Annotated in this window: 19 protein-coding genes and 1 pseudogene; 8 read left to right on the top strand and 12 right to left on the bottom strand. The window is 70.3% G+C overall.

What is annotated here, in order from left to right; all coding sequences use genetic code 11:
* The first annotated feature begins 234 nt into the window (after positions 1-234).
* Positions 235-1,455: an MFS transporter gene (locus tag ACWD6R_RS24000; protein WP_451820577.1), complete on the top strand. Its 1,221-nt coding sequence runs from the start codon at positions 235-237 to the stop codon at positions 1,453-1,455.
* A 294-nt stretch (positions 1,456-1,749) separates the two neighbouring features.
* Here the strand turns inward: ACWD6R_RS24000 and ACWD6R_RS23995 are convergent, their stop codons facing one another.
* A complete protein-coding gene (locus tag ACWD6R_RS23995) occupies positions 1,750-5,397 on the bottom strand; it encodes a S8 family serine peptidase (protein ID WP_451820576.1) in 3,648 nt (1,215 codons plus the stop codon).
* Positions 5,398-5,913: 516 nt separating this feature from the next.
* Here ACWD6R_RS23995 and ACWD6R_RS23990 point away from each other — a divergent pair.
* Positions 5,914-6,519, top strand: a complete 606-nt coding sequence (locus tag ACWD6R_RS23990) for a hypothetical protein (RefSeq protein ID WP_451820575.1) — start codon at positions 5,914-5,916, stop codon at positions 6,517-6,519.
* Positions 6,520-6,719: 200 nt separating this feature from the next.
* Here ACWD6R_RS23990 and ACWD6R_RS23985 read toward each other — a convergent pair whose 3' ends face one another.
* The 6 genes from ACWD6R_RS23985 to ACWD6R_RS23960 form a co-directional block, all read right to left on the bottom strand.
* Entirely contained in the window at positions 6,720-7,340 is a 621-nt protein-coding gene (locus tag ACWD6R_RS23985) for a hypothetical protein (protein ID WP_451820574.1), read from the bottom strand.
* Position 7,341: 1 nt separating this feature from the next.
* Positions 7,342-7,875, bottom strand: coding sequence for an RNA polymerase sigma factor (locus ACWD6R_RS23980; protein ID WP_451820573.1), 534 nt, complete (start codon positions 7,873-7,875; stop codon positions 7,342-7,344).
* Positions 7,876-7,954: 79 nt separating this feature from the next.
* Entirely contained in the window at positions 7,955-9,106 is a 1,152-nt protein-coding gene (locus ACWD6R_RS23975; protein ID WP_451820572.1) for an XdhC family protein, read from the bottom strand.
* Between the two features lie 280 nt (positions 9,107-9,386).
* Positions 9,387-11,771: a xanthine dehydrogenase family protein molybdopterin-binding subunit gene (locus tag ACWD6R_RS23970; RefSeq protein WP_451820571.1), complete on the bottom strand. Its 2,385-nt coding sequence runs from the start codon at positions 11,769-11,771 to the stop codon at positions 9,387-9,389.
* A 2-nt stretch (positions 11,772-11,773) separates the two neighbouring features.
* On the bottom strand, positions 11,774-12,367 hold the full coding sequence (locus tag ACWD6R_RS23965; protein WP_451820570.1) for a (2Fe-2S)-binding protein: 594 nt from the start codon (positions 12,365-12,367) through the stop codon (positions 11,774-11,776).
* A 2-nt stretch (positions 12,368-12,369) separates the two neighbouring features.
* Complete coding sequence (locus ACWD6R_RS23960) at positions 12,370-13,260, bottom strand: FAD binding domain-containing protein (RefSeq protein WP_451820569.1); 891 nt, start codon at positions 13,258-13,260, stop codon at positions 12,370-12,372.
* A 260-nt stretch (positions 13,261-13,520) separates the two neighbouring features.
* Here ACWD6R_RS23960 and ACWD6R_RS23955 point away from each other — a divergent pair, with 260 nt between their 5' ends.
* A complete protein-coding gene (locus tag ACWD6R_RS23955) occupies positions 13,521-15,266 on the top strand; it encodes a PucR family transcriptional regulator (RefSeq protein ID WP_451820568.1) in 1,746 nt (581 codons plus the stop codon).
* A gap of 202 nt (positions 15,267-15,468) precedes the next feature.
* Positions 15,469-16,254: a hypothetical protein gene (locus ACWD6R_RS23950; RefSeq protein WP_451820567.1), complete on the top strand. Its 786-nt coding sequence runs from the start codon at positions 15,469-15,471 to the stop codon at positions 16,252-16,254.
* 187 nt (positions 16,255-16,441) lie between these two features.
* Here ACWD6R_RS23950 and ACWD6R_RS23945 read toward each other — a convergent pair whose 3' ends face one another.
* Together ACWD6R_RS23945 and ACWD6R_RS23940 are read right to left on the bottom strand one after the other, a co-directional pair.
* Positions 16,442-16,897 carry a hypothetical protein gene (locus tag ACWD6R_RS23945; RefSeq protein ID WP_451820566.1) on the bottom strand — a complete coding sequence of 152 codons (456 nt, stop codon included), beginning with the start codon at positions 16,895-16,897 and terminating at the stop codon, positions 16,442-16,444.
* An 86-nt stretch (positions 16,898-16,983) separates the two neighbouring features.
* Positions 16,984-17,805: a GntR family transcriptional regulator gene (locus ACWD6R_RS23940; protein ID WP_451820565.1), complete on the bottom strand. Its 822-nt coding sequence runs from the start codon at positions 17,803-17,805 to the stop codon at positions 16,984-16,986.
* Between the two features lie 145 nt (positions 17,806-17,950).
* On the opposite strand from ACWD6R_RS23940, the gene ACWD6R_RS23935 reads away from it, so the two are divergent.
* Complete coding sequence (locus ACWD6R_RS23935) at positions 17,951-18,799, top strand: (2Fe-2S)-binding protein (protein ID WP_451820564.1); 849 nt, start codon at positions 17,951-17,953, stop codon at positions 18,797-18,799.
* Between the two features lie 191 nt (positions 18,800-18,990).
* Positions 18,991-20,071, top strand: a pseudogene (locus ACWD6R_RS23930) (DUF2637 domain-containing protein).
* A 69-nt stretch (positions 20,072-20,140) separates the two neighbouring features.
* Here ACWD6R_RS23930 and ACWD6R_RS23925 read toward each other — a convergent pair.
* A complete protein-coding gene (locus ACWD6R_RS23925; protein ID WP_451820563.1) occupies positions 20,141-20,542 on the bottom strand; it encodes an ATP-binding protein in 402 nt (133 codons plus the stop codon).
* Positions 20,543-20,929: 387 nt separating this feature from the next.
* Here ACWD6R_RS23925 and ACWD6R_RS23920 point away from each other — a divergent pair, with 387 nt between their 5' ends.
* Both ACWD6R_RS23920 and ACWD6R_RS23915 read left to right on the top strand, forming a co-directional pair.
* Positions 20,930-21,322 carry a ribonuclease gene (locus ACWD6R_RS23920; RefSeq protein ID WP_451820562.1) on the top strand — a complete coding sequence of 131 codons (393 nt, stop codon included), beginning with the start codon at positions 20,930-20,932 and terminating at the stop codon, positions 21,320-21,322.
* Between the two features lie 112 nt (positions 21,323-21,434).
* On the top strand, positions 21,435-21,824 hold the full coding sequence (locus tag ACWD6R_RS23915; protein WP_451820561.1) for a barstar family protein: 390 nt from the start codon (positions 21,435-21,437) through the stop codon (positions 21,822-21,824).
* Between the two features lie 392 nt (positions 21,825-22,216).
* Here ACWD6R_RS23915 and ACWD6R_RS23910 read toward each other — a convergent pair whose 3' ends face one another.
* Complete coding sequence (locus tag ACWD6R_RS23910) at positions 22,217-22,930, bottom strand: GntR family transcriptional regulator (RefSeq protein ID WP_451820560.1); 714 nt, start codon at positions 22,928-22,930, stop codon at positions 22,217-22,219.
* An 87-nt stretch (positions 22,931-23,017) separates the two neighbouring features.
* Positions 23,018-23,875, bottom strand: coding sequence for an ornithine cyclodeaminase family protein (locus ACWD6R_RS23905; RefSeq protein WP_451820559.1), 858 nt, complete (start codon positions 23,873-23,875; stop codon positions 23,018-23,020).
* Between the last annotated feature and the right edge of the window lie 173 nt (positions 23,876-24,048).

Raw genomic sequence — 24,048 nt, 5'->3', positions numbered from 1 at the left:
GGAGCGGCACGGGTTCGGTTCGCGCGCCGGGTGAGCCGGCGGGACGGCCGCGCGGCCGGACATCGGCCGAGCCATGTACCACTCGCCGGCCAGCTGCTAAATTTGCGCGCATGTTCCTCCTCCGTGCCTAGGACCCCGCACTGACCGCACCCGCCATACGGGGTGCGGCACTCCGGTGTCCCTGCACGCACACAGCGCGGCCGGTCCGCGCTGCTTTCCCGAGGAACGATCCTCATGCTTTCGCCTTCGGCCACGCCCTCTCGCGCTCCCTCGTACGCGGCGGTCCTGCGCACCCGTCATGCCTCCCGCACCTTCGGGGCCGCCCTGCTGGGACGGCTCTCGTACGGGATGGTCTCCCTCTCCCTGATGCTGGCGGTCAAGGACGCCACCGGTTCGTACTCCGTGGCGGGCGCCGTCATGGCCCTGTTCGGGGTGACCAGCGTCTTCCTCTCCCCCGCCCGTGCCGCGCTGATCGACCGGTACGGGCCACGACGCGCGCTGCCGCCCCTGGCCATCGCGTATGCGCTGCTCCTCTCGGTCCTGGCCCACGTCACCTGGCAGCCCGGTGCGTCGGGTTTCCGGCTGGGCGTGTGGGCCGTGCTCGCCGGTGCCTGCACACCACCGCTGGGGCCCGTGATGCGGACCGTGTGGAGCAGCCTCATGCCCGACCGGGAGCTGCTCCAGCGCGCCTACAGCCTGGACGGCGTGGCCGAGGAACTCCTCTTCGTCACCGGGCCCTTGCTGGTCGGGCTGCTGGTGAGGTTCGCCGAACCCGCGGCCGGTGTGGCGGTCAGTGCCGCGCTGGTGCTGGTCGGGGCGTTGGCCCTGGTGACCTCTCCGGCAGTACGCGCTACGGGCCCCCGTCCGCCGAGGACGAAGCCACTTCCCACGGCACCGTCCGGGAAACCACTGCTCTGCGTGGCCGGGTTGCGTCACGCGGTGGTGGTTGCGGCCGGGGTGGGGCTGTGCCTGGGGGCGCTGGATCTGCTGGTGGTGGCCTTCACCGACCACCATGACCAGGATGCGGCCGTGGCCTGGGTGCTGGCGGCGCTCTCCGCGGGGAGCGCGGTCGGCGGCCTGGCCTACGGCGCCGTCTCGTGGCGCGCGTCGAGTCGGCTGCGACTGACGGCGCTTGCCGTCGCCCTGGGGCTGTGCCTGCTCGCGGCCGGGCTGTCACCGAACCTGTACGTGCTGGTCGGCACGGTCGCCGTCGCCGGGCTGTTCGTCGCCCCGGCCATGACCACGGCGTATCTGATCGCGGACGAGTCCGTCGGCGCGGGCAGCCGTACGCAGGCCGGCGCATGGGTCAACACCGCCATCAATGCCGGGTCCTCGGGCGGAACAGCCATGGTCGGTCTGGTGCTGGGGCATCTGCCGCTCGCGGCGTGTTTTGCCCTGGCCGCGGCCCCGGTGCTGCTCTGCGCGGCGTTCACGGCCAGCGGCGACCGCCGGTGAGGTCCCCCGCCCGGAGGCACGCTTCGAGTTCGTCCGCCGAATAGGGCGCCGTCTTGCTCCCGGCCGGCATGCGCTGACGGAACCCGCGCAGAAGGAGGGCCGTCGGCGCGTGCCGGGTGAGGAGGTCTGCCAGGGGTCCGGTGGCGTCCGGGGGCCGGACACCTGTCGGCGAGGTGACCGGAGGCATGAGGAAAGGTGGCTCCACACCCCTGTCGGGGGGTGTGGAGCCACCTCGTCGAAGCCCTCCGGAGCACTCTCAGGAGGGGCTGTCAGCAGGTCGGTTCAGGCAGCAGGTCACTTCAGACCGAACGCCCGGATGATCTCCTGGTCGATGCCGAGCCCGTTCCCGTCCTCGGCGTGCGCCTTGATCGAGACGAAGCCGCCGGCCTTCTTGGGCGTCTTGAACAACGCGGTCCAGTTGCCCTCGGAGGTCCTGCGCAGCTCGGTCGCGCTCCAGGTCCTGCCGTCGTCGTAACTGACCGACAGCGAGGCCTTCTTGGCCTTCACCGCACCGTCGAGCCACTCCTGCGTACCGGAGGAGAGACCGACCTCGGTCCACTTGCCTGCCTCGATGTCACCGGCGAGGTCGGTGTCGGCCTTGTAGTCCAGCTGCAGCAGCGGGAGGTCGGCACGCCACGGACCGTTCTGGTCCAGCCGGCCCGAGATGAAGTTCCACTCGGTGTGCGTGCGGGTGGAGGTCTTCCACACGTCGCCGTCGCGGGTGGAGTCGAGGACGAAGCGGTACGGCAGCTTCGCGGCGGACACGTCCCAGGCGAACCCGGATCCGCCTGCGCTCTTCTTGATCAGCGTGTCGCCCTGGTAGAAGGCGGTGCTGGTGGTGTCGTACTCGTTCTCCGACATGTCGCCCGCATGGCCGGCACCCGAGTCCGACCACGGGCTGAAGTTGAACTGGATGTCGTTGTAAACGGTGCGGAACGGACCCCAGTAGCCGGTGCCCAGACGCGGGCGGGTGACCGGTGCGAACCAGTTGGCGGGGTAAGTGCGGCCCGCCGTGTAGTCGACCTCCCCGCCGCGCATCTCGTGCGCGAAACCGGACTCCGTGGCGTTGAAGACGGCGTGCTCCTCGTACCAGGAGGAGGCGCCGGGCAGCGGGGTGACCCACTCGGTGCGGGTGCCGGGGAACTTCTCGTACTCCCGGAATCCGAGCCCGGGGCCGTAGTCCGGAACGTCGTAGCGGTAGCCGGCGCCGAGCACGTTCGTGTGACCGTAGAAGGTGTTCTCCACCTTGGCCAGCTGACGGGTGGTCGGGGCGAACGCGAGCGACCGGTCCGGGACCGTGCCGTCGTGGCGGTCGACCAGGTCGTAGATGTACCGGGCGAACTTCCGCTGGGTGACAGTGAGCTTCTCGCCCCGCCCGGCCGCCTGGATCAGCGTCTCACCCGCGAGTCGCTGCACCGAGGCGACGGGGATGGTGGTCGTGGTGCCGTACTCGGTGTACTGCTCCATCGCCACACCGCGGCCGTCGTTGACGACGAAGAGCGCCTTGGCGCCTGCGGCACGTGCGCCTGCGAGTCGGTCCGCCGGTGCGACCGCGTCGCTGCGACGGATCACGACGGCCTTGCCCCTCACGTCCAGGCCCTGGTAGTCGGCCTCGGCACCGTTGCCCGCGAAGACACCGGTCAGCTCCTGGCTGCTGTCCTCGGCGACGGGGGAACCGCCCTGGACGGCGACCGGCACATCACGGCCGTCGGACGTCAGGTCGATCAGCTTCTCGCCCTGGCGCCAGCGGGTCAGGAAGCTGAAGCTGCCCTGCGTGACCTTCTTGGTGGGGCTCGCCCACAGCTCGTCGTACGTCATGGGGATCTGGTACGCGTCGCGCTGGACGACGCCGTTCGGTGCGGTGCGCGCCATGTCGTAGCGCAGCTGCCGGGTCTCGGTCTCCTCCGGCGTCTTCACGCTGACCTTGCGGGCCGTGGACGCGTCGAGGGTGACCGTGGTCGGCTTGTCGAGGATCGTCTCGGGCGCCGCCAGGAAAGCGAGTGCCTTCGAGTCCGCGCGGTCACCGTCGATGTCGGCGGCGGTCCAGGCGGTGTAGTTGCCCGGGGGCAGGCGCAGCGTGGTGTCACCGGAGACCGCGACGACACCGAGGTTCAGGTCGCCGAGGGCGCCGAAGACGACGTAGCCGTCCATCGGCTTGCCTGCGCGGTCGCGGAGCCTCAGCGTGAGGTCGTAGAGCTCCTGCTCCTTGTTCAGGGCGAAGCCGGTGTGCGCGACCGTGGTGCCGGCCGCGGCCTTGGCGACGACCTGACCGGAGAACGTGGTGTTGACCGCCACCTTCGCCGGGTTCAGCGAGAGCACGGCGTCGGCGGTGGAACCGGCCGGGACGGTGAGCTCGGACGTGGAGAGCGTGTACGCGGCCGAGTCCGTGTCGGTGGCCAGCTTCAGCGTGACGTCCTCGGTACCGGTGTTGCGGTACGTGATCTTCCGCTCGGCGACCGGGTCGGAGGCGCTGTGCGGCCAGTCGTACGAGGCGACGGCGACGGAGCCGGTGGCCTCGATCGTCGTGTCGATCGCCGCCTTCACGTCGAGCCGACCGGTGCCCTGCTGGTACGGGGTGTAGTCGGAGAGCTGCTTCGACGAGCTCATCAGCGCGTCCTTGATGCGCTGACCCGACCAGTCGGGGTGACGCTGCTTCAGGATCGCTGCGGCGCCCGCGACATGCGGGGTCGCCATCGACGTACCCGACATCTCCTGGTACATGCCGCTGATGCCGGGAACCGCCTGCGAGGCGGCGGCGTTGATGTTCACTCCGGGGGCGGACAGGTCGGGCTTCAGCCCGTACGACCGGGTCAGCGGGCCCATGGAGGAGAAGTCCGCGCGACCGTCCTGCTTGTCGACGGCGGCGACGGTGAGCGCCTTGTCGGCAGAGCCGGGCGAACCGATGGTTCCCGCGCCGTACGCGTTGCCGGCGGCGATCACGAACAGCGGACCGCCGTCCGCCGAGAGGGTGTCGACCGCCTGCGACATCGGATCGGTGCCGTCGTCCGGGATGCTGGAGCCGAGGCTCATCGAGACGACGTCGGCGCCTTCGGCCTTCGCCCACTCCATGGCGGCGATGATCCCGGAGTCCGCGCCGGAGCCCTCGTTGCTGAGAACTTTGCCGATGATCAGGTCCGCACCCGGGGCGACTCCCTTGTTGACGCCGTCCGACGCGGCGCCGGAGCCCGCGATGGTGGAGGCGACGTGCGTACCGTGGCCGTTCTTGTCGAGGACTTCCTCGCCGGGCACGAAGCTCTTGGAGTCGAGGATGCGGTCCTTGACGTCCGGGTGGGTCGGGTCGATGCCGGTGTCGAGGACGGCGACCTTGGTGCCCTTGCCGTCGTACCCCTCGGCCCATGCCTGCGGGGCGTTCACCTGCGGCACCGAGTCCTTGAGCGAGGCCTCTGCGCGGCCGTCGAGCCACAGCTTGGCAATGCCGTTGTCCAGGGAGCGCGCGGTGGGCGTACGCGCGATGTCGTTCCAGAAGGAGCGGGCGGCGTCCTTGTCGGCCTTCAGCGCGACGCCGTGGATGCTGTCGAGCTGACGGACCGTCTCGGCACCGCGGGGCGCGGCGGGCAGCGTGCGGGCCTTGCTCGCCGGGTAGGTGGCGATCAGCGGGATGCCGCCGGTCTTCTTGTCGTCGTACCCCATCTTGGCGAGAGCCGTGACGTTGAACAGCCGGCGGTCCAGCTTCCCGGCCGCCAGCAGGGGGGTCGCCTCGTCGGGCAGGACGTAGACCTCGTCGCCCGTCTGCTGCACATGCACACCGCCGACCGCGCCGTCGGGGCGGTCCACCGTGACGGTGTCCTGCCGCCCGACACCGTCCGTGTAGTGCACGACATCGCCGGTGACCAGAGTGAGGTCGTACTGACGGGCGTCGATGCCCCGAAGGGCCGGGCCGCGGCGGTCGGCCGCAGAAGCGGAACCTGCAGCCGGCAGCACGGGCTACAAGCCCACCTGGAGCTGGGGCGTCTTCCCGAGCGGCGTCGTGGGTGTGACCTGGTGCAATGACGCTGTGACCAGCCGCAAGTGCGACCAGCACTACGTCGCCTTCAAGTCCAGCACCCCCAGTACGAACCTGGCCTGCCACGAGACCGGGCACGCCGTGGGCTCACGCACGGACAGGACGCGAGCCCACGTGTGCAGAACACGAATTCCGGCCTCGCGTGCATGGTCACGCCCCTGAACGGGATCACGTATCTCGGGTCCAGCAACAAGGAACTGATCAACTCCACTTACTAATACGCGAGGCTGACAGTGCGAAACTATATGAGAGTTGCCCTGACAACGAGCGGATTGGTTGCCGCCGGGGTGATCGGAGCGGCATGGGGGCTGCTCGGCCCGTCCGCTCCGAATGCAGGAGACAAAATCGTTCTCGCCGGAGGAAGCGACGCACTTCCGACAAATACGGCGTCCGACGTCGTGTCGTTCTCCGACGCAGTGGTTGTGGCCACGGCCATGAGCGACAAGCAGGTGACGGACACGCAGACCGATCTTTCTGCGGACGAATTGATGATCGGTCGTTCGGTCACCCTCAAAGTCACCTCGATCCTCTGGGTGAACACCAAGCTTCCGGACTACAACCCCGCCGTCCCCGTCCCCGCGCAATTGACCATCGGAACGGCCGGCTGGTCGAAGCTCGCCGGTGTCCAGCACGAAATGGCACTGCAGGATTCATCGAGGATCGAGACGGGCAACACCTACATCGTTCCGCTGACCAAATACCGCACCGGTGAGGGATGGGGTCTTACCAGCGCCAGCGGCGTACTTCCCTACAACGGCGGTGTCATCGGCAAGGGTGAGCACCAGGGCGTTGCCGGCGTCACTCTCCAGGCCTCGGATGTGGAATTCAGCCCGCTCGCCGTCTCGACCCTCGGGAAGAGCGCAACAGCCATGACCACGGCGCTCTCCAGCGCCCAGCCGCACGCCGGTGTCTCACCGGTCGACACGCCGGACGACCGGCTCGCTGCCTACAACGCCGCCACCTACCCCTCGGATCCTGCCGAGGAGGAGCCCGAGCCGCCGGCGGACTTCCCGCCGGTCAGCGACCCGGGGGTGGACTGACGGCACAAGCGCGTGACAACGGCGCCGGTTGGGCCGTGAGGTGAGGAGAGCCGTGCGGGACGGGGGCTGTGAGATCTCCCCCGCCCGTACGGCTCAGCCCTGTCTCAGCCGCGGCACCGGAACCGCGCCGCTTCGGCGCAGGGCCTCGTCGCGAACCGCCGACCACGGGCTCCGGTCACCGGACGGCAGGCCGGAACCGCTCACTTTCCCGCGTCACGCCATGTTCCGGTGAGCTCGCATTTCTTCCCCTCGGACTCCTTGAGGTAGGGCGCGATCGCCGCTCGCGTCACCGCGATCTGATCCCCGCGGAAGTAACTTGCCTGCTGATCACGGAAATTGTAAACAACGAGCAGCAGATGCTCGCCCGGTTTCCAGCGTGCGGAGCCGGGCTCCGCCGCGGGATCCAGGACATCGACGTCGATCCGCTCTCGGCCCTGCGCCGGCCTCAGCCAGTCGTCGACGGCGAAGGTCAGAATGACCCTGCCGGAATCGGGAGCATCACGGACCGACACCACATCGCCTTCGACGATCACGCGCGTACAAGGGATCACGGCCTCCCACGTCATTCCGGCCTCCGCCTCACGGCCCGCCGGACTGCGCGACGGTGTGCCGGACCCGTCGGTCCACGCCCCGTAGGACAGGGCGATGCCGGCGACCACAGCGGCAAGAATCAGCGCCGGCAGGTACTTTCGGCGTGCCGGACGCCGTGGGCCGACCGGTGCCGGCACCGGTTCGCGATCCGCGTCGGCGCTGTCCCTCGCCGCCTCGGCCCCGATCATGCCGAAGGCCAGGCGAATGCGGTCTTCGTCCGCTGCCTGCATATCAGAGCACCTCCATTTCCCGAAGCCGTGCCCGCACGGCAGTGACGGCGGCATGCAACCGGCTCTTCACCGTTCCCTCCGGAATGTCCAGCAGCCCCGCCATGTCCCTGACAGTGAGGTCGGCGTAGAAGCGCAGGGTGAGTACCTGCCGCTGTGCCGGGGGGAGGGAGTCCAGGCCCTGCGCGACGGTCAGTGCGAGCAACCGGTGTTCTTCCGAATGGTCGGCGGGCGGATGCTGCTCCCATCGGCCGGCGAGCCGCTCCCGCAGTCCCGCGTCACGGGTGCGCGCACGATGCCAGTCGATCGCCACCCGCGACGCGACGACGCTGGTCCAGGCCGCGGGTTCCCTAATCTGCTGACGCCCCCGTTTCGATTCCTCCTCTATCAGCTTCAGCCGTACCTGCTGGACTCCGTCGTCGAGCTCGTCCCAGGGCACGCCGCCGAGGGCGAGTACTGCCCGTACTCTTCCGCTGTCCAGCGCTTCCGCAAGGGTCGGTCCACGGTCCGGGGACTCGGCTCTGCGCCATCGGGCCATTCCCAGCTCCTTTTCTCACACCTATGACGGAGCAGGCGCCGGAAACGTTCGATCTCCCTTGTCGCGGTCCGGGAGCCGATCAGGCCACCGAGGAGATGCGGCCCGACACCGGCCGACCGCCCTCGTGGTGGATCGGGGTGTGTGCGCCGGTGAGCGGGACGCCGCTGCCGCCACGCCGGTCGGCGACGATCTCGGCGGCGATGGAGAGCGCGGTCTCCTCGGGGGTACGTGCTCCGAGGTCGAGGCCGATCGGCGAGTGGAGCCGGGCCAGTTCGAGTTCGGTGACGCCGACCCTGCGCAGCCGTTCGTTGCGCTCCAGATGGGTGCGGCGCGAGCCCATCGCGCCGACGTACGCGACCGGGAGCTTCAACGCCATTTCCAGCAGCGGAACATCGAACTTGGCGTCATGGGTGAGCACGCAGAGCACGGTGCGCGCGTCGACGGCGGTCGCCGCAAGGTAGCGGTGCGGCCAGTCGACGACGATCTCGTCGGCGTCGGGAAAGCGGGCCGCCGTGGCGAAGACGGGGCGGGCGTCGCACACGGTGACGTGGTACCCGAGGAATGTGCCGGCCTTGACCAGGGCGGCGGCGAAGTCGATGGCCCCGAAGACGATCATCCGGGGCGGCGGGACGCTCGATTCGACGAGCAGGGCGAGGGGGCGGCCGCAGCGTGAGCCCTCGGTGCCGATGTTGACGGGGCCGGTGCGGCCCGCGTCCAGCATGGCGCGGGCCTCGGCCGCGGCGGTGCGGTCCAGCTCCGGGTGTCCGCCGAGCCCACCCTCGTACGAACCGTCGGGGTGGACGAGTTGGGGGCGGCCGAGGAGTTCGGCGGGGCCGTCGGTGATCCGTACCACCGCCGCCGCCCGCCCTGCCGCCGCGGCGGCGAGCGCGGCGGCGAACACCGGGCGTGCGGGGTCGTCCGCGCGGACCGGCGTCACCAGGATGTCGATGATGCCGCCGCAGGTCAGACCGACCGCGAAGGCGTCCTCGTCGCTGTAGCCGAACTGCTCCCGTACGGTGATGCCGTCATCGAGGGCCTGTTGGCACAGCTCGTACACCGCACCCTCCACACACCCGCCGGAGACCGAACCGATCGCGTTGCCGTCGCGGTCGACGGCGAGGGCGGCTCCCGGCTGCCGGGGCGCGCTCCCGCCGACCGCCACGACCGTGGCGACGGCGAACTCGCGTCCGTGCCCGACCCACCGGTGAAGCTCTTCGGCGATGTCCAGCATGGCGTATCTCCTTAAGCGAGGTGTGGAGGGGCGGGGGGCCGGTTGATGCCCAGCCGGCTCTCGATCGGGTGCAGAGCGAAGCAGATGACGAAGATCACCGTGAGCCCCACATGAAGCCGCCTGCCTCCCGGGCCCTGCCCTGGGCCGCCTTGATGGCCACCGGTGATGCCGAGCACCGCGAGCGGTGCGGTGCATTGAGCTCTCCGGGCGGTACGGGCGGCGGACGTGTGACGTTCCTACGAGGCACGCACCGCCCGGAGAGTTCGGCGGGAGCTGTCGGTCAGGTGCCGGTGAGGTGCTCGGGGCGCACCGGCGTCCTGTTCAGCTCCAGACCCGTCGCGTTCCGGATCGCCGCGAGGACGGCCGGGGTCGACGACAGGGTCGGGGCCTCGCCGATGCCACGGAGTCCGTACGGGGCGTGGTCGTCGGCGAGTTCGAGCACATCGACAGGGATGGTCGGCGTGTCGAGGATGGTGGGGATCAGGTAGTCCGTGAAGGACGGGTTGCGTACCTTCGCGGTCTTCGGGTCGACGATGATCTCCTCCATGACGGCGACGCCCAGGCCCTGGGTGGTGCCGCCCTGGATCTGTCCTTCGACGGACAGCGGGTTGAGGGCCTTGCCGACGTCCTGGGCGCAGGCCAGTTCGATGACCTTGACCAGGCCGAGTTCGGTGTCGACCTCGACGACCGCGCGGTGCGCGGCGAAGGAGTACTGGACGTGGCCGTTGCCCTGGCCGGTGCGCAGGTCGAACGCCTCGGTGGGCCGGTGGCGCCACTCCAGCTCGATGTCGACCGCCTCGTCCTCCAGTACGTCGACCAGATCGGCGAGCACCTCGCCGCCGTCGGTGACGACCTTGCCGTCTTCGAGGAGCAGCTCGGCGGTGGCCCAGGCGGGGTGGTACGTACCGAACTTGCGGCGGCCGATCTCCAGGACGCGTCCGCGGACGGCCTCGCAGGAGTGCTTCACGGCGCCACCGGTGACGTATGTCTGCCGGGAGGCCGAGGTGGATCCGGCCGAGCCGACCTGGGTGTCGGCCGGTTGGATGGTGACCCGGGCGACGCCGAGCTCGGTGCGGGCGATCTGGGCGTGGACGGTGACGCCGCCCTGCCCGACCTCCGCCATCGCGGTGTGCACGGTGGCGACCGGTTCGCCGCCGACGACCTCCATGCGGATTCGGGCGGTCGAGTAGTCGTCGAAGCCCTCGGAGAAGCCGACGTTCTTGAGGCCGACCGCGTAGCCGATGCCGCGTACGACGCCTTCGCCGTGGGTGGTGTTGGACAGGCCGCCAGGCAGCGCCCGTACGTCGGCCTGCTCGCCGGCGACCTCCCACTGGCGCTCGGGCGGCAGCGGCCTGGCCTTGACCCGGCGCAGCAGCTCGGCGACCGGGGCCGGTGAGTCGACGACCTGTCCGGTCGGCAGGAGGGTGCCCTGTTCCATGGCGTTGAGCTGTCTGAACTCGACCGGATCCATGCCCAGTTCGGCGGCGAGCTTGTCCATCTGCGCCTCGTAGGCGAAGCACGCCTGGACCGCGCCGAAGCCGCGCATGGCGCCGCACGGCGGGTTGTTGGTGTAGAGCGCGATCGCTTCGATATCGACGTCGTCGATGACGTACGGGCCGACGGAGAGCGAGGAGGCGTTGCCGACGACGGCCGGGGAGGAGGAGGCGTAGGCGCCGCCGTCCAGCACGATGCGGCACTTCATGTGGGTGAGCTTGCCGTCGCGGGTCGCGCCGTGCTCGTACCAGAGCTTCGCGGGGTGGCGGTGGACGTGTCCGAAGAAGGACTCGAACCGGTTGTAGACGATCTTGACCGGCTTGCCGGTGCGGAGCGCCAGCAGGCAGGCGTGGATCTGCATCGACAGGTCCTCGCGGCCGCCGAAGGCGCCGCCGACGCCGGAGAGCGTCATGCGGACCTTGTCCGCGGGCAGGCCGAGGACGGGGGCGATCTGGCGGAGGTCGGAGTGCAGCCACTGCGTGGCGACGTACAGATCGACACCGCCGTCCTCGGCGGGGACCGCCAGACCGGACTCGGGGCCGAGGAAGGCCTGGTCCTGCATGCCGAAGACGTACTCGCCGCTGACGATCACATCGGCGCGGGCCGCGGCGGCGTCCGCGTCACCGCGGACGATGGGCTGGCGGTGGACGATGTTCGGGTGCGGGACGTGCCCGGCGTGGTGGTCGTCGCGTCCCTCGTGGATGAGGATCGCGTCGGGTGCGGTGGCGGAGGCCTCGTCGGTGATGACGGGCAGCTCACGGTAGTCGATCCTGATCTTCGCGGCGGCGCGGCGGGCGGTCTCCGGGTGGTCGGCGGCCACGAGCGCCACCGGTTCGCCGTGGTGACGGACCTTGCCATGGGCGAGAACGGGGGTGTCCTGGATCTCCAGGCCGTAGTTCTTCACCGACGTCGGCAGGTCGTCGTAGGTGAGCACGGCATAGACGCCGGAGGTGGCCAGCGCCTCGGAGGTGTCGATCGAGACGATCTCGGCGTGCGCGACCGTGGAGCGCAGCGTATGGCCCCAGAGCATGTCCTCGTGCCACATGTCCGAGGAGTACGCGAACTCGCCGGTGACCTTCAGGATGCCGTCGGGGCGGAGCGTGGACTCGCCGATGCCGCCCTTGGTGCGGGTGCCCTGGTTGATGTTCGTGGGGGAGCCGGTAACACCCATCGTCAGACCGTTTCTTCCGCGCGGGCGGCCGCGAGGCGGACCGCGTCGAGGATCTTCTCGTAGCCGGTGCAGCGGCAGAGGTTGCCGGAGAGCGCCTCGCGGATGTCCGCGTCGGACGGCTCCGGGTTGCGCTCCAGCAGCTCATCGGCGGCGACCAGCAGACCGGGGGTGCAGAAGCCGCACTGGACGGCGCCCGCGTCGATGAACGCCTGCTGGATCGGGGAGAGTTCACCGGTGTCCCGGGGCTGCTTACCGGTCGGCTTGGCCTCCCACCGGCGGGCCTGGTCGAGCGTGGTCCCGCAGGCGCCGGAGGCACAGCCACTGCCGGGGTGCGCCTCGGAGCGGTGGGCGGCGAAGTCGGCGAGGCCCTCCACGGTGACGACCTCGCGGCCCTCCACCTGACCTGCGGCAACCAGACAGGAACAGACCAAAACGCCGTCCAGGCGGACCGTGCAGGAGCCGCATTCGCCCTGCTCGCAGGCGTTCTTGGAGCCGGGCAGGCCCATCCGCTCGCGCAGCACGTAGAGGAGGGACTCGCCCTCCCAGACGTCGTCGGCCTCCTGCTTACGGCCGTTGACCGTGAAATTGACGCGCATGATCAGGCAGCTCCTTCGGTGCTGCGGCCGTTGCCGCGGTACGACTCCCAGGTCCAGCCGAGGGTGCGGCGGGCCATGATCCCCACCGCGTGCCTGCGGTAGCTCGCGGTGCCGCGCACATCGTCGATCGGGTTGCAGGCGCCGGCGGCGAGCGTGGCGAACTGCGCGGCGATGGACGGTGTGATGATCGTGCGGCTGTCCCAGAACCCGCCCTCTTCGAGCGCGGCGTTCAGAAATTCCTCGGCCTCCTTCGCCCGGATGGGTGTCGGGGCGGCGGAACCGATGCCGGTACGGACCGTGCGGGTCTCCGGGTGCAGGGCCAGGCCGAAGGCACACACGGCGATGACCATCGCGTTGCGGGTGCCGACCTTGGAGTACTGCTGCGGCCCGTCGGCCTTCTTGATGTGCACGGCCCGGATCAGCTCGTCCGGTTCGAGGGCGTTGCGCTTGACGCCGGTGTAGAAGGCGTCGATCGGGATCATCCGGGTTCCGCGTACGGACTCGGCCTCGACCTCGGCGCCCGCGGCGAGCAGGGCCGGGTGGGCGTCACCGGCGGGCGACGCGGTACCCAGGTTGCCGCCGACGCCGCCGCGGTTGCGGATCTGCGGGGATGCGACGGTGTGCGAGGCGAGCGCCAGACCGGGCAGCTCGGCCCGCAGGTGCTCCATGATGTGGCTGTACGGCACGGAGGCGCCGAGCCGCACGTTCTCCTGGCCCACCTCCCACTCGGACAGCTCACCGATGCGGTTCAGGTCCAGGAGGTACTCGGGCCGCCGGTGGTCGAAGTTGATCTCGACCATCACATCGGTGCCGCCCGCAATGGGCACAGCCGTCGGGTGCTCGGCCTTGGCGGCGAGCGCCTCCTCCCAGCTGGCGGGGCGAAGGAAGTCCATGAGTGGCTCTCTTCTTCTCATTCGGGTCGTTCGCTGGGGCTGGGGACGGCCGGCCCTCGATCGGCTTGTTCATGTGCTGTTGACGCGTTGTGCGGCCCAGTACACAACCGGGACTCCACACGGTGCAGTCACCGAAACCACGAAGGAGTTGGCTGGCCGCCGTCCTCGTCTTGTAGATTCGAACGAATGGCGGGGATCAGTAACCTCACCGCATTACCCAGTTTTCACCCGCACCAACGAAAGAGATCGGCGGCAACGAGATGCGGCTGCGCGCACTGCTGGAAACCGATGCGCTGGGCCTGCGGCTGCTCGGTGGCGAGGACGAGCTCGACCGGTCCGTCCGCGGTGTCATGACCACCGACCTGCGGGACCCGAGCCGCTACCTGGCGGGCGGGGAGCTGGTCCTGACGGGCCTGGCGTGGCGCCGGGACGCGGCGGACTCGGAGCCGTTCGTACGGATCCTGGTGGGCGCCGGGGTCGCCGGACTCGCGGCCGGCGAGGCGGAGCTCGGTGACATCCCCGACGATCTGGTCGAGGCGTGCGGGCGGCACCGGCTGCCCCTCTTCGCCGTCCATGAGACCGTCGCGTTCGCAACGATCACCGAGCATGTGGTGCGCCAGGTGTCCAGCGAGCGGGCGGGCGACCTGGCGGCGGTCGTGGACCGGCACCGCCGGCTGATGACCTCGGGTCCGGCCGGCGGCGGCCCGGAGGTGGTCCTTGATCTGCTCGGCTCGGACCTGGACCTGCACGCCTGGGTGCTCTCCCCCACCGGCCGGCAGATCGCGGGCGCCGGCGCGCCGCTGCCCGGCCCCGTCGGCGCGGTGCTGGCCGGCCACCATCTGGCCGCCACCCGCACCGGCCGCCGGGGTCCGCACCGGGCCACGGTCGACGGCACCACATATTCGCTGTTCCCGATCCGGAACACGGGCAGGGGTGCCGACCCCGCGTCCCGCGATGTCCGCGAGTCGGTCCTCTCCGACTGGCTGCTCGCGGTGGAGGCCGACGCGAGCGACTGGCCGGCTGCCCGGCTGGATCTGCTCCAGGGCGTCACCCAGCTGATCGCGGTCGAACGGGACCGGCGCGACGCGGCCCGCACGGTACGCCGCAGGCTCGCCCAGGAGGTCCTGGAGCTGGTCCAGACGGGCGCCGCGCCCACCGAGATCGCGGCCAGGCTGCGGGTCGCCGCCCCGGTCCTGCTGCCCGGTCTCGGCACCGCCCCGCACTGGCAGGTCGTCGTCGCCCGGGTCGACTGGGACGTGGAGGGCGCCCCGGGCTCCACGGGCACATCCGCCATCGCGGGCGGCCCCGTCGCCCAGGCGCTGCTGGAGGAGATCCTGGTCGACCCGGCGGTCACCGGCCCCGACTCCGCCGACCGGATCGCGGTCGCGCACACGGGCGACGAGGCGGTCGCCCTCGTACCGCTGCCCGCTGTCGCCGCACCGGTGCCGGACCTCACGGACGCCGAGAACCCGGACGCCGGGGACGCCGCGGCCGGCGCCAAGGACGACCCGGCGCTGCACGCCGACGCGCTGCTCGCCGCCGTCCGCGAACCGCTCTCCGCAGGCCTCGCCGACGACGGCCGCCTGACACTGGGTGTCAGCGCCGCCGTGCACTCCCCCGAGGGGTTGCGCGGCGCCCTGGAGGAGGCCCGGCACGCCCGCCGGGTGGCGGCGGCCCGTCCGGGCCGGGTCTGCGCGGCCGGCCACCACGAGCTTGCCTCGCACGTCCTGCTGCTGCCGTTCGTCCCGGACGATGTGCGCCGTGCGTTCACCGCACGGCTGCTCAACCCGCTGCGCGACTACGACCGGCGCCACCGGGCCGAACTGATCCCGACCCTGGAAGCGTTCCTGGACTGCGACGGTTCCTGGACCCGCTGCGCGGCCCGATTGCATCTGCACGTCAACACCTTGCGCTACCGGGTCGGGCGAATCGAGCAGTTGACGGGGCGTGACCTTTCGCGCCTCGAGGACAAGCTCGATTTCTTCCTCGCCCTGCGTATGAGCTGACTCCACGCGTCTACCACAGCCCTCCCCGCCACCGGCCGATTGTGAATTCATTCACCTGACCCCTTGGCCCGGCGTGCCATTCCGTGCTGAGATGCCGCCAGACTCAATGCCTGTCTTCGAACCTGGGTCGTGCCCCGGTTCGAGGACAGGTCCTCAACAGCTCAATGGCGCGCTCGGGGAGGGCAATGTGGCGTATACCGCCATGTCTGGTTCCGGAACGACAGCAGATGACGATCCGCCGCTCCAGACAGCGGTATGGCGGCTGCGGTCACGCGCCTGCTGGACGGACGCCGCTGCGCTGCTCGATCACGACGCCGCCACCGACCCGGCCGCGGCGCTCCAGCGGACGGCGCTGCTGATCGAGCGGTGCCTGTACACCGGCGATGGCTGGACCGACGCCGAGGACGCCCTGCGCACCGCCGAGGCCCTCGCCCACGACGACGCCGAGCGCGGCGCCGCTGCCTGCGAACGCGGCCATCTGGCATACTCGTCGACCCTCCTCGGGGTACGGGACCGGGCCGACGAGGCCCGGGTCGCGCTGAGCCGGTCCGCCGCCCTGCTCTCCCCCGCGGCCCCGGGCCGTCCGCTGCTCGACTTCCGCCGCGGCCTGATCGCGCAGAACATCGCCGACTCGCCGCAGGCCGCCCGTGCCGCGTACCGCAGGGCGCACGCCGGCGCGACGGCTCAGGGCGACGAGCTGCTGCTCTCCTCGACCTGGCGTCACCTGGCGCTGCTGTCGCTGCGCGAGGGCGAACTGGCCGAGGCCCGGCACGGGTTCGCCGAGTCGCTGCGGATAAGGGAGAAGCTGGGCTATCTGGTCGGCACGGCCCCGGCGCTCATCGCTCTGGCGGACACCGAACCGGAACCGGAGGCGGCGGCACGGCTGCGCGCCGAGGCGGGGCGTCTCTTCCGCCTCCTGGGCGGCGTACCGACCTGGCTGGCCCCGCACCTGGAGCCGCCGGCGCCCGGAACGGCCGAGGCGAACTGACGGCCTCCCCCGCGATGGGGAGTGGATCAGCGAGCGGCGTCATGCGGCTTCGATGGCAAGGCGGAGGACGGAGTCGACGCGGAGCGTCGGTGACCGACGACAACGCCGCAAGCGGAGTCGCAGGGCGCCGGGAGCCCACTCCCCACCGCGGGGCAGGCCGTGAGCACGGGTCCGCCGCGGAGGGCCGTCAGGTACGGTCCTCGACCGGATCGCCGGGCTGCCATCCCGCGTCGCTCCACTCGGGGGTCGGCGTCGGACGGGGCGGCGCGGGCGGCGGGTTCGGGCCACGGTTCGGGTTCTGCGGCACCGCGGCGGCGGGCTTTCCGTCCTGCCCGCTGCTGTCGCGCCGGGGCGGCGTCACCGGGGACTTCGGCGGTGCGGGCTTCCTCGTCGGCGGCACGGAGACCGCGACCGGAGCGGAAGCCGACGGCGCGGAGTGCGTCGGCGAAGGCCCGGCGGGCCCGGAAGGTGGTCGGCCGGGGCTCGCGCTCGTCGTCGGCGTCGCGGCAGCGGGCGTCCCGGAAGGCTCCCTGGTGGGCTTCCCGGACTCGGCTTCGTGCGAACAGCCCGCCGCGGCCAGCACCAGTCCCAGCACCGCCACCACCAGCCCGGACACCGACCACGGTCCCCGGTTCCGTACCATCCCGCCCCCTCAAGAACGATCATGCGATGAGAGGCACAGGGTAGCCACAGCGGTCCGTGGAAGTGACGGCGATCCCTACCGTGGTGTCAGCGGTCCGCGCCCGCGAAGTGTTCGCGTACGAGCGACTGCACGACGGCGAGATCCTGGGCGATCAGCGCGTCGAGCAGCGCGGTGTGCTCCGCGGCGTCGGCGAGCAGATCGGCGCGGCGGGTGGCCGGGTTGTTCTGCAGGGGCCACTGGGAGCGCCGGTGCAGATCGTCGGCGACCATCACGAGCTGCTGGTTGCCGGAGAGCGTGAGGACCGCACGGTGGAAGGCGCGGTCGGACTCGGCGTAGCTCGCCCGGTCCCCGACCGCGGCGGCCGCGACGGTGGCCTCGGCCAGCGGGCGCAGGGCGGCCCAGCGGGCCTGCGCCACGGTGCGAGCCAGCCGCAGCATGACGGGCACCTCGATCAGCGCGCGCACCTCGGCCAGCTCGGCGAGCTCCTGCGGGCCGCGCTCGGCGACCCGGAAGCCGCGGTTCGGCACGACCTCGACGGCACCCTCGATGGCCAGCTGCTGCATCGCCTCACGGACCGGCGTCGCCGACACGCCGAAGCGGGCGCCGAGCACCGGGGCGGAGTAGACCTGCCCGGGCAACAGCTCGCCGTCGACGAGAGCGGCACGCAGGGCGTCCAGGATCTGGCCGCGTACGGAGTGCCGCTGCACCACGACGCGGGGCGCGGGCGGCTCGCTGTGGGTGTGCTCGCCACGCACCGGCTCGGCACCGGCCCGCTCGGCAGATGGCTGATTGCCGCGCGCCTGTTCCGGCATCCGGACGGTGGGTACCGACGGCGGCGTGGTCGCGGACAAGGACGCGGCGGACGTGTACGGCGTCCGCACCTGCTCACGCGCTCTGCCCTGCTCCACTCGGACCTCCTCGGCCGGCCGTGGGCCGGCTCGCATGCGCCATGCCCGTTGTGCACGATAAGCGGACGAGGCCGCAGTTCAAACACCGATCAGTTCGGGTAAGGTAAGGCTTACGTGCAAACGATCGCGATTCGGTGGTCCCTGCATGACCCTCCCCACCCTGCTCCCCGGCACCTCGCTGTCCGCCGTGACGGACGCGTACGCCCGCCTGACCGACGTCTTCCCTGGGCTGCGTGCCGAGGTTCTCGGGGACGGCGGGACGACCCCGTCCGGCGCCGGCTGGGTGGGCGCGGACGAGCTCGCGGCCGGCGGCGCGGCCCTGGACACGTTTCTCGCCTGGGACAACGCGCAGGTGCTTCGGGACTACGGACAGCAGGCCCGCCCCGACGTGGTCGCCGGCTTCGGACTGCACCGCTACGCCTGGCCCGCCTGTCTGTTGGTGACCGTACCGTGGTTCCTGCACCGCAGGGTGCCGCGGATCCCCGTCGAGGACATCGCGTTCCAGCGGGCCCTGGGCCATCTGACCGTACGCGTGAGGGAGTTCGCGTGCCTGCCGGACGATCCGGCGGCCGCACTGCCGGGCGCCCGGGTGGTGGCGGACGAGGCCGCCCTGCGGGCCGAGGTGCTTGCGGCGGTGGCCGAACACCTCGGCCCGGTGCTCGACGGCTTCGGGCCCCGGATGCGCCGCGGCAGGAGGGTGCTGTGGGGCATGGCGACGGACGAGATCGTCGAAGGCCTCTGGTACATCGCACATCTGCTCGGCGAGGAGCGGCGGGCAATGGCCGAGCTGGAGGCGCTCCTGCCCGGCACCACGAAGCCGTACGTCGGCACGGCGGGCTTCCGTGAACTGACCGGACCGAACGGCGAGTCGCTGCCCACGCGCGACCGCACCAGCTGCTGCCTCTTCTACACGCTGCGGCCCGAGGACACCTGCGTCACCTGTCCGCGTACGTGCGACACCGACCGGGTGCGGAAACTGACGCCCGCACCCTGATCCGCACCGATCGCACGAGTGGCACAAATCGAACACAACTCGCTTGCCACAGACGGCAGTTCGACAGGAACGCACCTATCCGTATGCCCCGCCACCCCAATGGCGTTCTCTTGCCCCGAAACCCCCTGGGCTCGTTGGGAATTCCGCCACTATGGCGCCCGAAACCCCTAACGCGATGCAAGGGACCGCGCATGAGACTGACCGACATATCGCTGAACTGGCTCCTGCCGAGCGCTGTGCTGTTCGTGGGGGGTCACGGCGGCGGTGGCGAAGGTCGCGCGCGGGAAGCGCGTCGCTGACTCGTCCGCGGCCGACGACAGCTGGGAACGCAGCGAGGAACGCCGCAGGCGCAAGGAGGCGCTCTACGCCACCGCCTCGTACGTACTGCTGTTCTGCTGCGCGGCGGTCGCCGCCGCGCTCTCCTTTCATGGGCTGGTCGGCTTCGGGCAGCAGAACCTCGGTCTCGCCGGCGGCTGGGAGTACCTCGTCCCGTTCGGCCTCGACGGGGCCGCGATGTTCTGTTCCGTGCTCGCGGTGCGCGAGGCCAGTCATGGTGACGCGGCGCTCGGCTCACGTCTGCTGGTGTGGACCTTCGCCGGCGCGGCGGCCTGGTTCAACTGGGTGCACGCGCCGCGCGGCATCGACCACGCGGGCGCCCCTCAGTTCTTCGCGGGGATGTCGCTGTCGCCGGCAGTGCTCTTCGACCAGGCGCTGAAGCAGACCCGCCGTGCGGCACTGCGCGAACAGGGCCTGGTGCCCCGTCCGTTGCCGCAGATCCGGATCGTACGGTGGCTGCGCGCACCCCGGGAGACCTTCGGCGCCTGGTCGTTGATGCTCCTCGAAGGCGTACGCACGCTGGACGAGGCGGTCGACGAGGTGCGCGAGGACCGGCGGGAGAAGGAGCAGAACCGTCTCCGCAGGAAGGACCAGGAGAAGCTGGACCGGTCCCACATCAAGGCGCTGAACCGGCAGAACCGCGCCTGGAGCCGGGGGGGCCGGGGCGGCGCCCAGGTCGACGTCCAGTCCATCGCCCCGGCCACGGGCTCCTCGCAGTCCGTCGTGGAGCCCGCCATAGCGGAGCCCGGACAGCTTCCTCTGCGCCCCCGGCCATCCCTGCAAGCCGTGAACGGCACGAGCTCGAAGGCCGCCTCGGACCGGAGCACGAGCGACCCGAGGACCGTCGATCTCACCGCCGAGGACGACACCCAGACCCTGCCCCGGCTCGACTCGCTGGAGCGGAAACTCAAGGACCTGGAGCAGCAGTTCGGCTGAGCGCCACGGGTGGCTGTACGGACAGACGTCCGCGCAACCACCCGTTCGGGCAAGGGCACGAGGGGTCGCTCAGGTGCGCCCTTCGCTTTCCAGCTCGAACCAGACCACCTTGCCCAGCGCGTGCGCCGTCACCCCCCAGGCGTCCGCGAGAGCATGCACCAGGACCAGTCCCCTGCCGTGCGTACCGTCGTCGGCGTTCGGTACGTACGACATGGGCAGTCCGGGGACGAAGTCCCGGACCTCGACGCGTAACGTCGCCGGCGTCACGTTCACAGTGACGACGGCTCCGTGATCCGTGTGGACCAGTGCGTTGGTCACCAGTTCGCTGAGCAGGAGCTCCGCCACTTCGACGGAATCCTCCTGCCATCGATATCGCAGGAACTCCCTCAGCGCACACCGCACTTCGGCCACGGCCGACAGGTCGGTGCGAGCCAGTCTGCGGCGCAGCTGAACATCGTTCTGACGCTCCATCGTCTCCCCCGCGTGCACAGTCGATCGCCCCCTTCTCGTCGAACATCCTCCCGGGATGCATGCCCCACACAGGGGCTGTCACGCTTGTCGACTCATCAATATGTGCACAGGGGGCGGGCGCACTCCGGATTCGCGTGACACACGGCTGTGGCATTCACACCGGTCCGGTTAAGACCGAACGGCCATTGGGGGGTGGCGTCACGGGGCTGGGGCACGCACCTCGCGGCGTTGTCGTCAATCACCATGGCTCAATCCTCCGCCTTGCGATGCACGCACCCCAGCCCCGCTCCTTCGCCCACCCCCCAATGGCCGTTCGGTCTAACTTCCAAAACATTCACACGGGTTGGCGTTGACGTGACCATGTCTACGCGCGTCATCATGGTGGACATGCGAATCCCCCCACGGATCACCATGCTCGGCGGCGTCGCCGCCCTCCTGTCCGTCCTCTTCGTCGGCGGCCCGGTCACGGCGTCCGCCACCGCCGCGGCCACGTCGGTCGGCAGCATCTGCTACTCGGACCTGCCGTCCCAGGCGCACGACACCCTCGATCTGATCGAGGCGGGCGGACCCTTCCCATACTCGCAGGACGGCGTCGTCTTCCAGAACCGTGAAGGCGTGCTGCCCAGCCGGAGCACCGGCTACTACCACGAGTACACGGTCATCACCCCGGGCTCCCCGACACGCGGCGCGCGGCGGATCGTGACGGGCCAGGCATCCCAGGAGGACTACTACACCGCCGACCACTACGCGACGTTCGACCTCGTCGACTACGGCTGCTGAGTCCCGGCGGCCCGCACACGCAAGTCTGCTCCACCCCTCCGGTCCGATCCGCGCCGTAGCCCCCCCACCTGCGGCGCGGATCTCCGGACCACCGAGGAGTTACCCTGCGCCCATGACCGTGACCTATGTGATCGACGGCTCCGAAGTCACCGGCCTGGAGCGATTCTGGCAGGTGATCGGCGAGGCGGTGAACGGTCCCGGCGGCTACTTCGGCCGCAACTTCGACGCCTTCGCGGACTGTCTCGGCGGCGGGATGGGAACTCCGGACGACGGCGACTTCGTCTTCGAGTGGCGGGACCACGCTCTTTCCGCACAGGCCCTGGGCCACGAGGAGACGGCGCGGTATCTGCGACAGAGCCTGAGCCGGGTACACCCCACCAACCGACCCGCGGTCCAGCGGCGGCTCGACGACGCCCTGGCCGGGCGGGGACCGACATTGTTCGACCTGCTCGTGGACGCCCTGACGAGCGGAACGGCGCCCGGCACACTACGGCTGATGTGAGCCGCCGAGGTACGGTCCGGCCGGCCGGTGGAGCGGGATCACCGCTTCACCGGCCGGCCGTTGCCGTGCGTCCGAAGGCGCTCAGTCCCGGGTGGAGACAGTGACGCCCTCGAAGCTCTCGACGGCGTGGGGACTGATGAGGAGCAATGCCCATGTCCCAGTCCCTCTCCCGGGTTGTCCGCATCGACAAGCCGCTTGACGGGCAGCGAGTCTGCCGCAACTGCATCGCCAAGTCCCGTATCGAAGAATGCGTACGCTGCGGAGCCCGGCGCGAACCTGGCACCCGCGATGCGGAACGGCTGAAAGCCTCCGAGCTCCAGCGGAGCTGTGCCGAGCTTCCGTTCCTACTCGGCCCCCGATACCCCGCTGTCTGCGGACATCCGCGTCTCCTCTTACGACGTCACCGTTCTGATCCGGACGCCTCCCGCGCCCGTGTTGTCGCCCTCCTCCTCGGCCCAGAGCGACCTGACATGTGACATATGGGCCAGCATGCAGGTCTCGGCTCGCTGGGCGTCACCGGCGATCAGAAGGTCGAGCAGTTGCACATGCTCCTCGGCCGATGTGACCAGCTGTCCATTCGCGGCAAGTCGGTTCAGCCCGAAGAGTCGCGATCGCTTGCGCAGGTTGCCGACTTCCTCCACCAGCCTGCGGTTACCGGCCAGTCCGAGCAGTTCGAGATGGAAGCGACGGTCGGCCTCCAGATAGCCGATGATGTCGTGCTCGGCAGCGGCGGCAACGATCGCCAGGGCGAGCGGCCGCAGCGCCTTCAGCTCCCTGGTCTTGCCCATCCGGGCGATGCGGCCGACGGTGGGGACCTCGATCATGGCCCGGAGTTCCGTGAAGTCGTCGAGGTCCTGATCGGTCAGCTCAGTGATCCGAAAGCCCTTGTTGCGGACCGCTTCGACCAAGCCCTCACGCGCCAGGTCGAGCATGGCCTCACGGACCGGGGTGGCGGACACGCCGAATTCGGCGGCGAGCGCGGGTGCGGAGTAGATCATGCCCGGACGGAGGTCCCCGGCGATCAGGGCCGCTCTGAGGGCGTTCGCCACTCGGTCGCGCAAGTGCTCTTGCGCCGAGATGGCGCCGAGCGTCGTCAGGCGGGCCATTTTGTTCCTCCAGCGCCGTACGGGCCCTCAGAATACAGTGGTGTGTTTCCGCTGAGGCCCGCCGTTCCCGGCCTGTGGACAACGTGGTCAGGGCGCCGAGTTACGGTACACCGCCGCGGCGACCGCCAGGTCTTCCCAGCCCATTCCGACACTTTTGAAGAACCGGGGACGCTCGAAGGGAGCCACCTTCTCGTCGGGGATCCGACCGGTCACCAGGTCGGCGAGGTTGCCGGTGATGTCCTCGGCGCTGAAGGCTCGTTCCGCCATCGGGATCAGCAGATCGCCCGCCTCCGACAGAGCCGCCGCCCTCGATTCGACGATCACGGCGGAGCGTGACACGAGAGCGGTGTCGACCTCCCGGGCATCCGGGGTGTGCGAGCCGACCGCGACAACCGTCGCCCCGTCCGGTACGAGCATGCCGTCGAACAGCGGAGTGGCGGACGTGGTGCAGCAGAGCACCAGATCTGCCGTGGCAACCTCCCCGGCCCCGTGCTCCTCACCCGCACGGGCGTTCACGCCGAGTTGGCGGGCGTGCTCGACCAGTGCGGCGACCCGGTGCGGGGTACGGCCGATCACGGTGACGCGTTCGACGTGCCGTTCCGCGAGCACCACGGCAACGTGTCCGTACGCCTGGGGGCCGGTCCCGAAGAGCACCAGATGACGCAGGACGGGCCCGGTGAGGTGGCGGATCGCCAGTGCTGACACGGCCGGTGTGCGCAGCGTGGTGAGCGCGGCCCCGTCGAGCAGGGCGAGCGGCAGCAGGGTGGGGCCGTCGAGCAGCAGATAGCTTCCGGTGATCCGGGGCAGGTCGCGTGCCGGGTTCCCGGGGGCGACTCCGGCGATCTTCACTCCGGTCACGTGCTGGGTGGTGGCGGGCATGATCAGCAGTTCTCCGCCGGGCACTGTGACATGGTGCCGTGCCCTCGGTGTGTGAGTCGACCGCATGGAATATGTGACGTGTCTGCAAGGCTCTCCCTGGTTTGTCACTCGGGTACTGACCGGACGTACGACGGTGGGAGCATCGCTCAGAGCCTGTCGGGTGACCTTCGATCGGAAAGCGGACGCGGTCTGGTGCGTGCGATTCCAAGGCGCCGGAAGGCCCTCGGATGGGGTCTCCC

This window comes from Streptomyces sp. NPDC005151, from assembly GCF_053599875.1.
The sequence above is the reverse complement of the archived record's forward strand: the minus strand, read 5'-3'. Positions and strand labels throughout refer to the sequence as shown.

Excerpts from the sequence above, each read along its gene's own strand:
- ACWD6R_RS24000 (WP_451820577.1), top strand. The coding sequence starts at position 235 with ATGCTTTCGCCTTCGGCCACGCCCTCTCGCGCTCCCTCGTACGCGGCG.
- ACWD6R_RS23990 (WP_451820575.1), top strand. The coding sequence starts at position 5,914 with ATGAGCGACAAGCAGGTGACGGACACGCAGACCGATCTTTCTGCGGAC.
- ACWD6R_RS23985 (WP_451820574.1), bottom strand. The coding sequence starts at position 7,340 with ATGCAGGCAGCGGACGAAGACCGCATTCGCCTGGCCTTCGGCATGATC.
- ACWD6R_RS23980 (WP_451820573.1), bottom strand. The coding sequence starts at position 7,875 with ATGGCCCGATGGCGCAGAGCCGAGTCCCCGGACCGTGGACCGACCCTT.
- ACWD6R_RS23975 (WP_451820572.1), bottom strand. The coding sequence starts at position 9,106 with ATGCTGGACATCGCCGAAGAGCTTCACCGGTGGGTCGGGCACGGACGC.
- ACWD6R_RS23970 (WP_451820571.1), bottom strand. The coding sequence starts at position 11,771 with ATGGGTGTTACCGGCTCCCCCACGAACATCAACCAGGGCACCCGCACC.
- ACWD6R_RS23965 (WP_451820570.1), bottom strand. The coding sequence starts at position 12,367 with ATGCGCGTCAATTTCACGGTCAACGGCCGTAAGCAGGAGGCCGACGAC.
- ACWD6R_RS23960 (WP_451820569.1), bottom strand. The coding sequence starts at position 13,260 with ATGGACTTCCTTCGCCCCGCCAGCTGGGAGGAGGCGCTCGCCGCCAAG.
- ACWD6R_RS23955 (WP_451820568.1), top strand. The coding sequence starts at position 13,521 with ATGCGGCTGCGCGCACTGCTGGAAACCGATGCGCTGGGCCTGCGGCTG.
- ACWD6R_RS23950 (WP_451820567.1), top strand. The coding sequence starts at position 15,469 with ATGTCTGGTTCCGGAACGACAGCAGATGACGATCCGCCGCTCCAGACA.
- ACWD6R_RS23945 (WP_451820566.1), bottom strand. The coding sequence starts at position 16,897 with ATGGTACGGAACCGGGGACCGTGGTCGGTGTCCGGGCTGGTGGTGGCG.
- ACWD6R_RS23935 (WP_451820564.1), top strand. The coding sequence starts at position 17,951 with ATGACCCTCCCCACCCTGCTCCCCGGCACCTCGCTGTCCGCCGTGACG.
- ACWD6R_RS23925 (WP_451820563.1), bottom strand. The coding sequence starts at position 20,542 with ATGGAGCGTCAGAACGATGTTCAGCTGCGCCGCAGACTGGCTCGCACC.
- ACWD6R_RS23920 (WP_451820562.1), top strand. The coding sequence starts at position 20,930 with ATGCGAATCCCCCCACGGATCACCATGCTCGGCGGCGTCGCCGCCCTC.
- ACWD6R_RS23915 (WP_451820561.1), top strand. The coding sequence starts at position 21,435 with ATGACCGTGACCTATGTGATCGACGGCTCCGAAGTCACCGGCCTGGAG.
- ACWD6R_RS23910 (WP_451820560.1), bottom strand. The coding sequence starts at position 22,930 with ATGGCCCGCCTGACGACGCTCGGCGCCATCTCGGCGCAAGAGCACTTG.
- ACWD6R_RS23905 (WP_451820559.1), bottom strand. The coding sequence starts at position 23,875 with ATGCGGTCGACTCACACACCGAGGGCACGGCACCATGTCACAGTGCCC.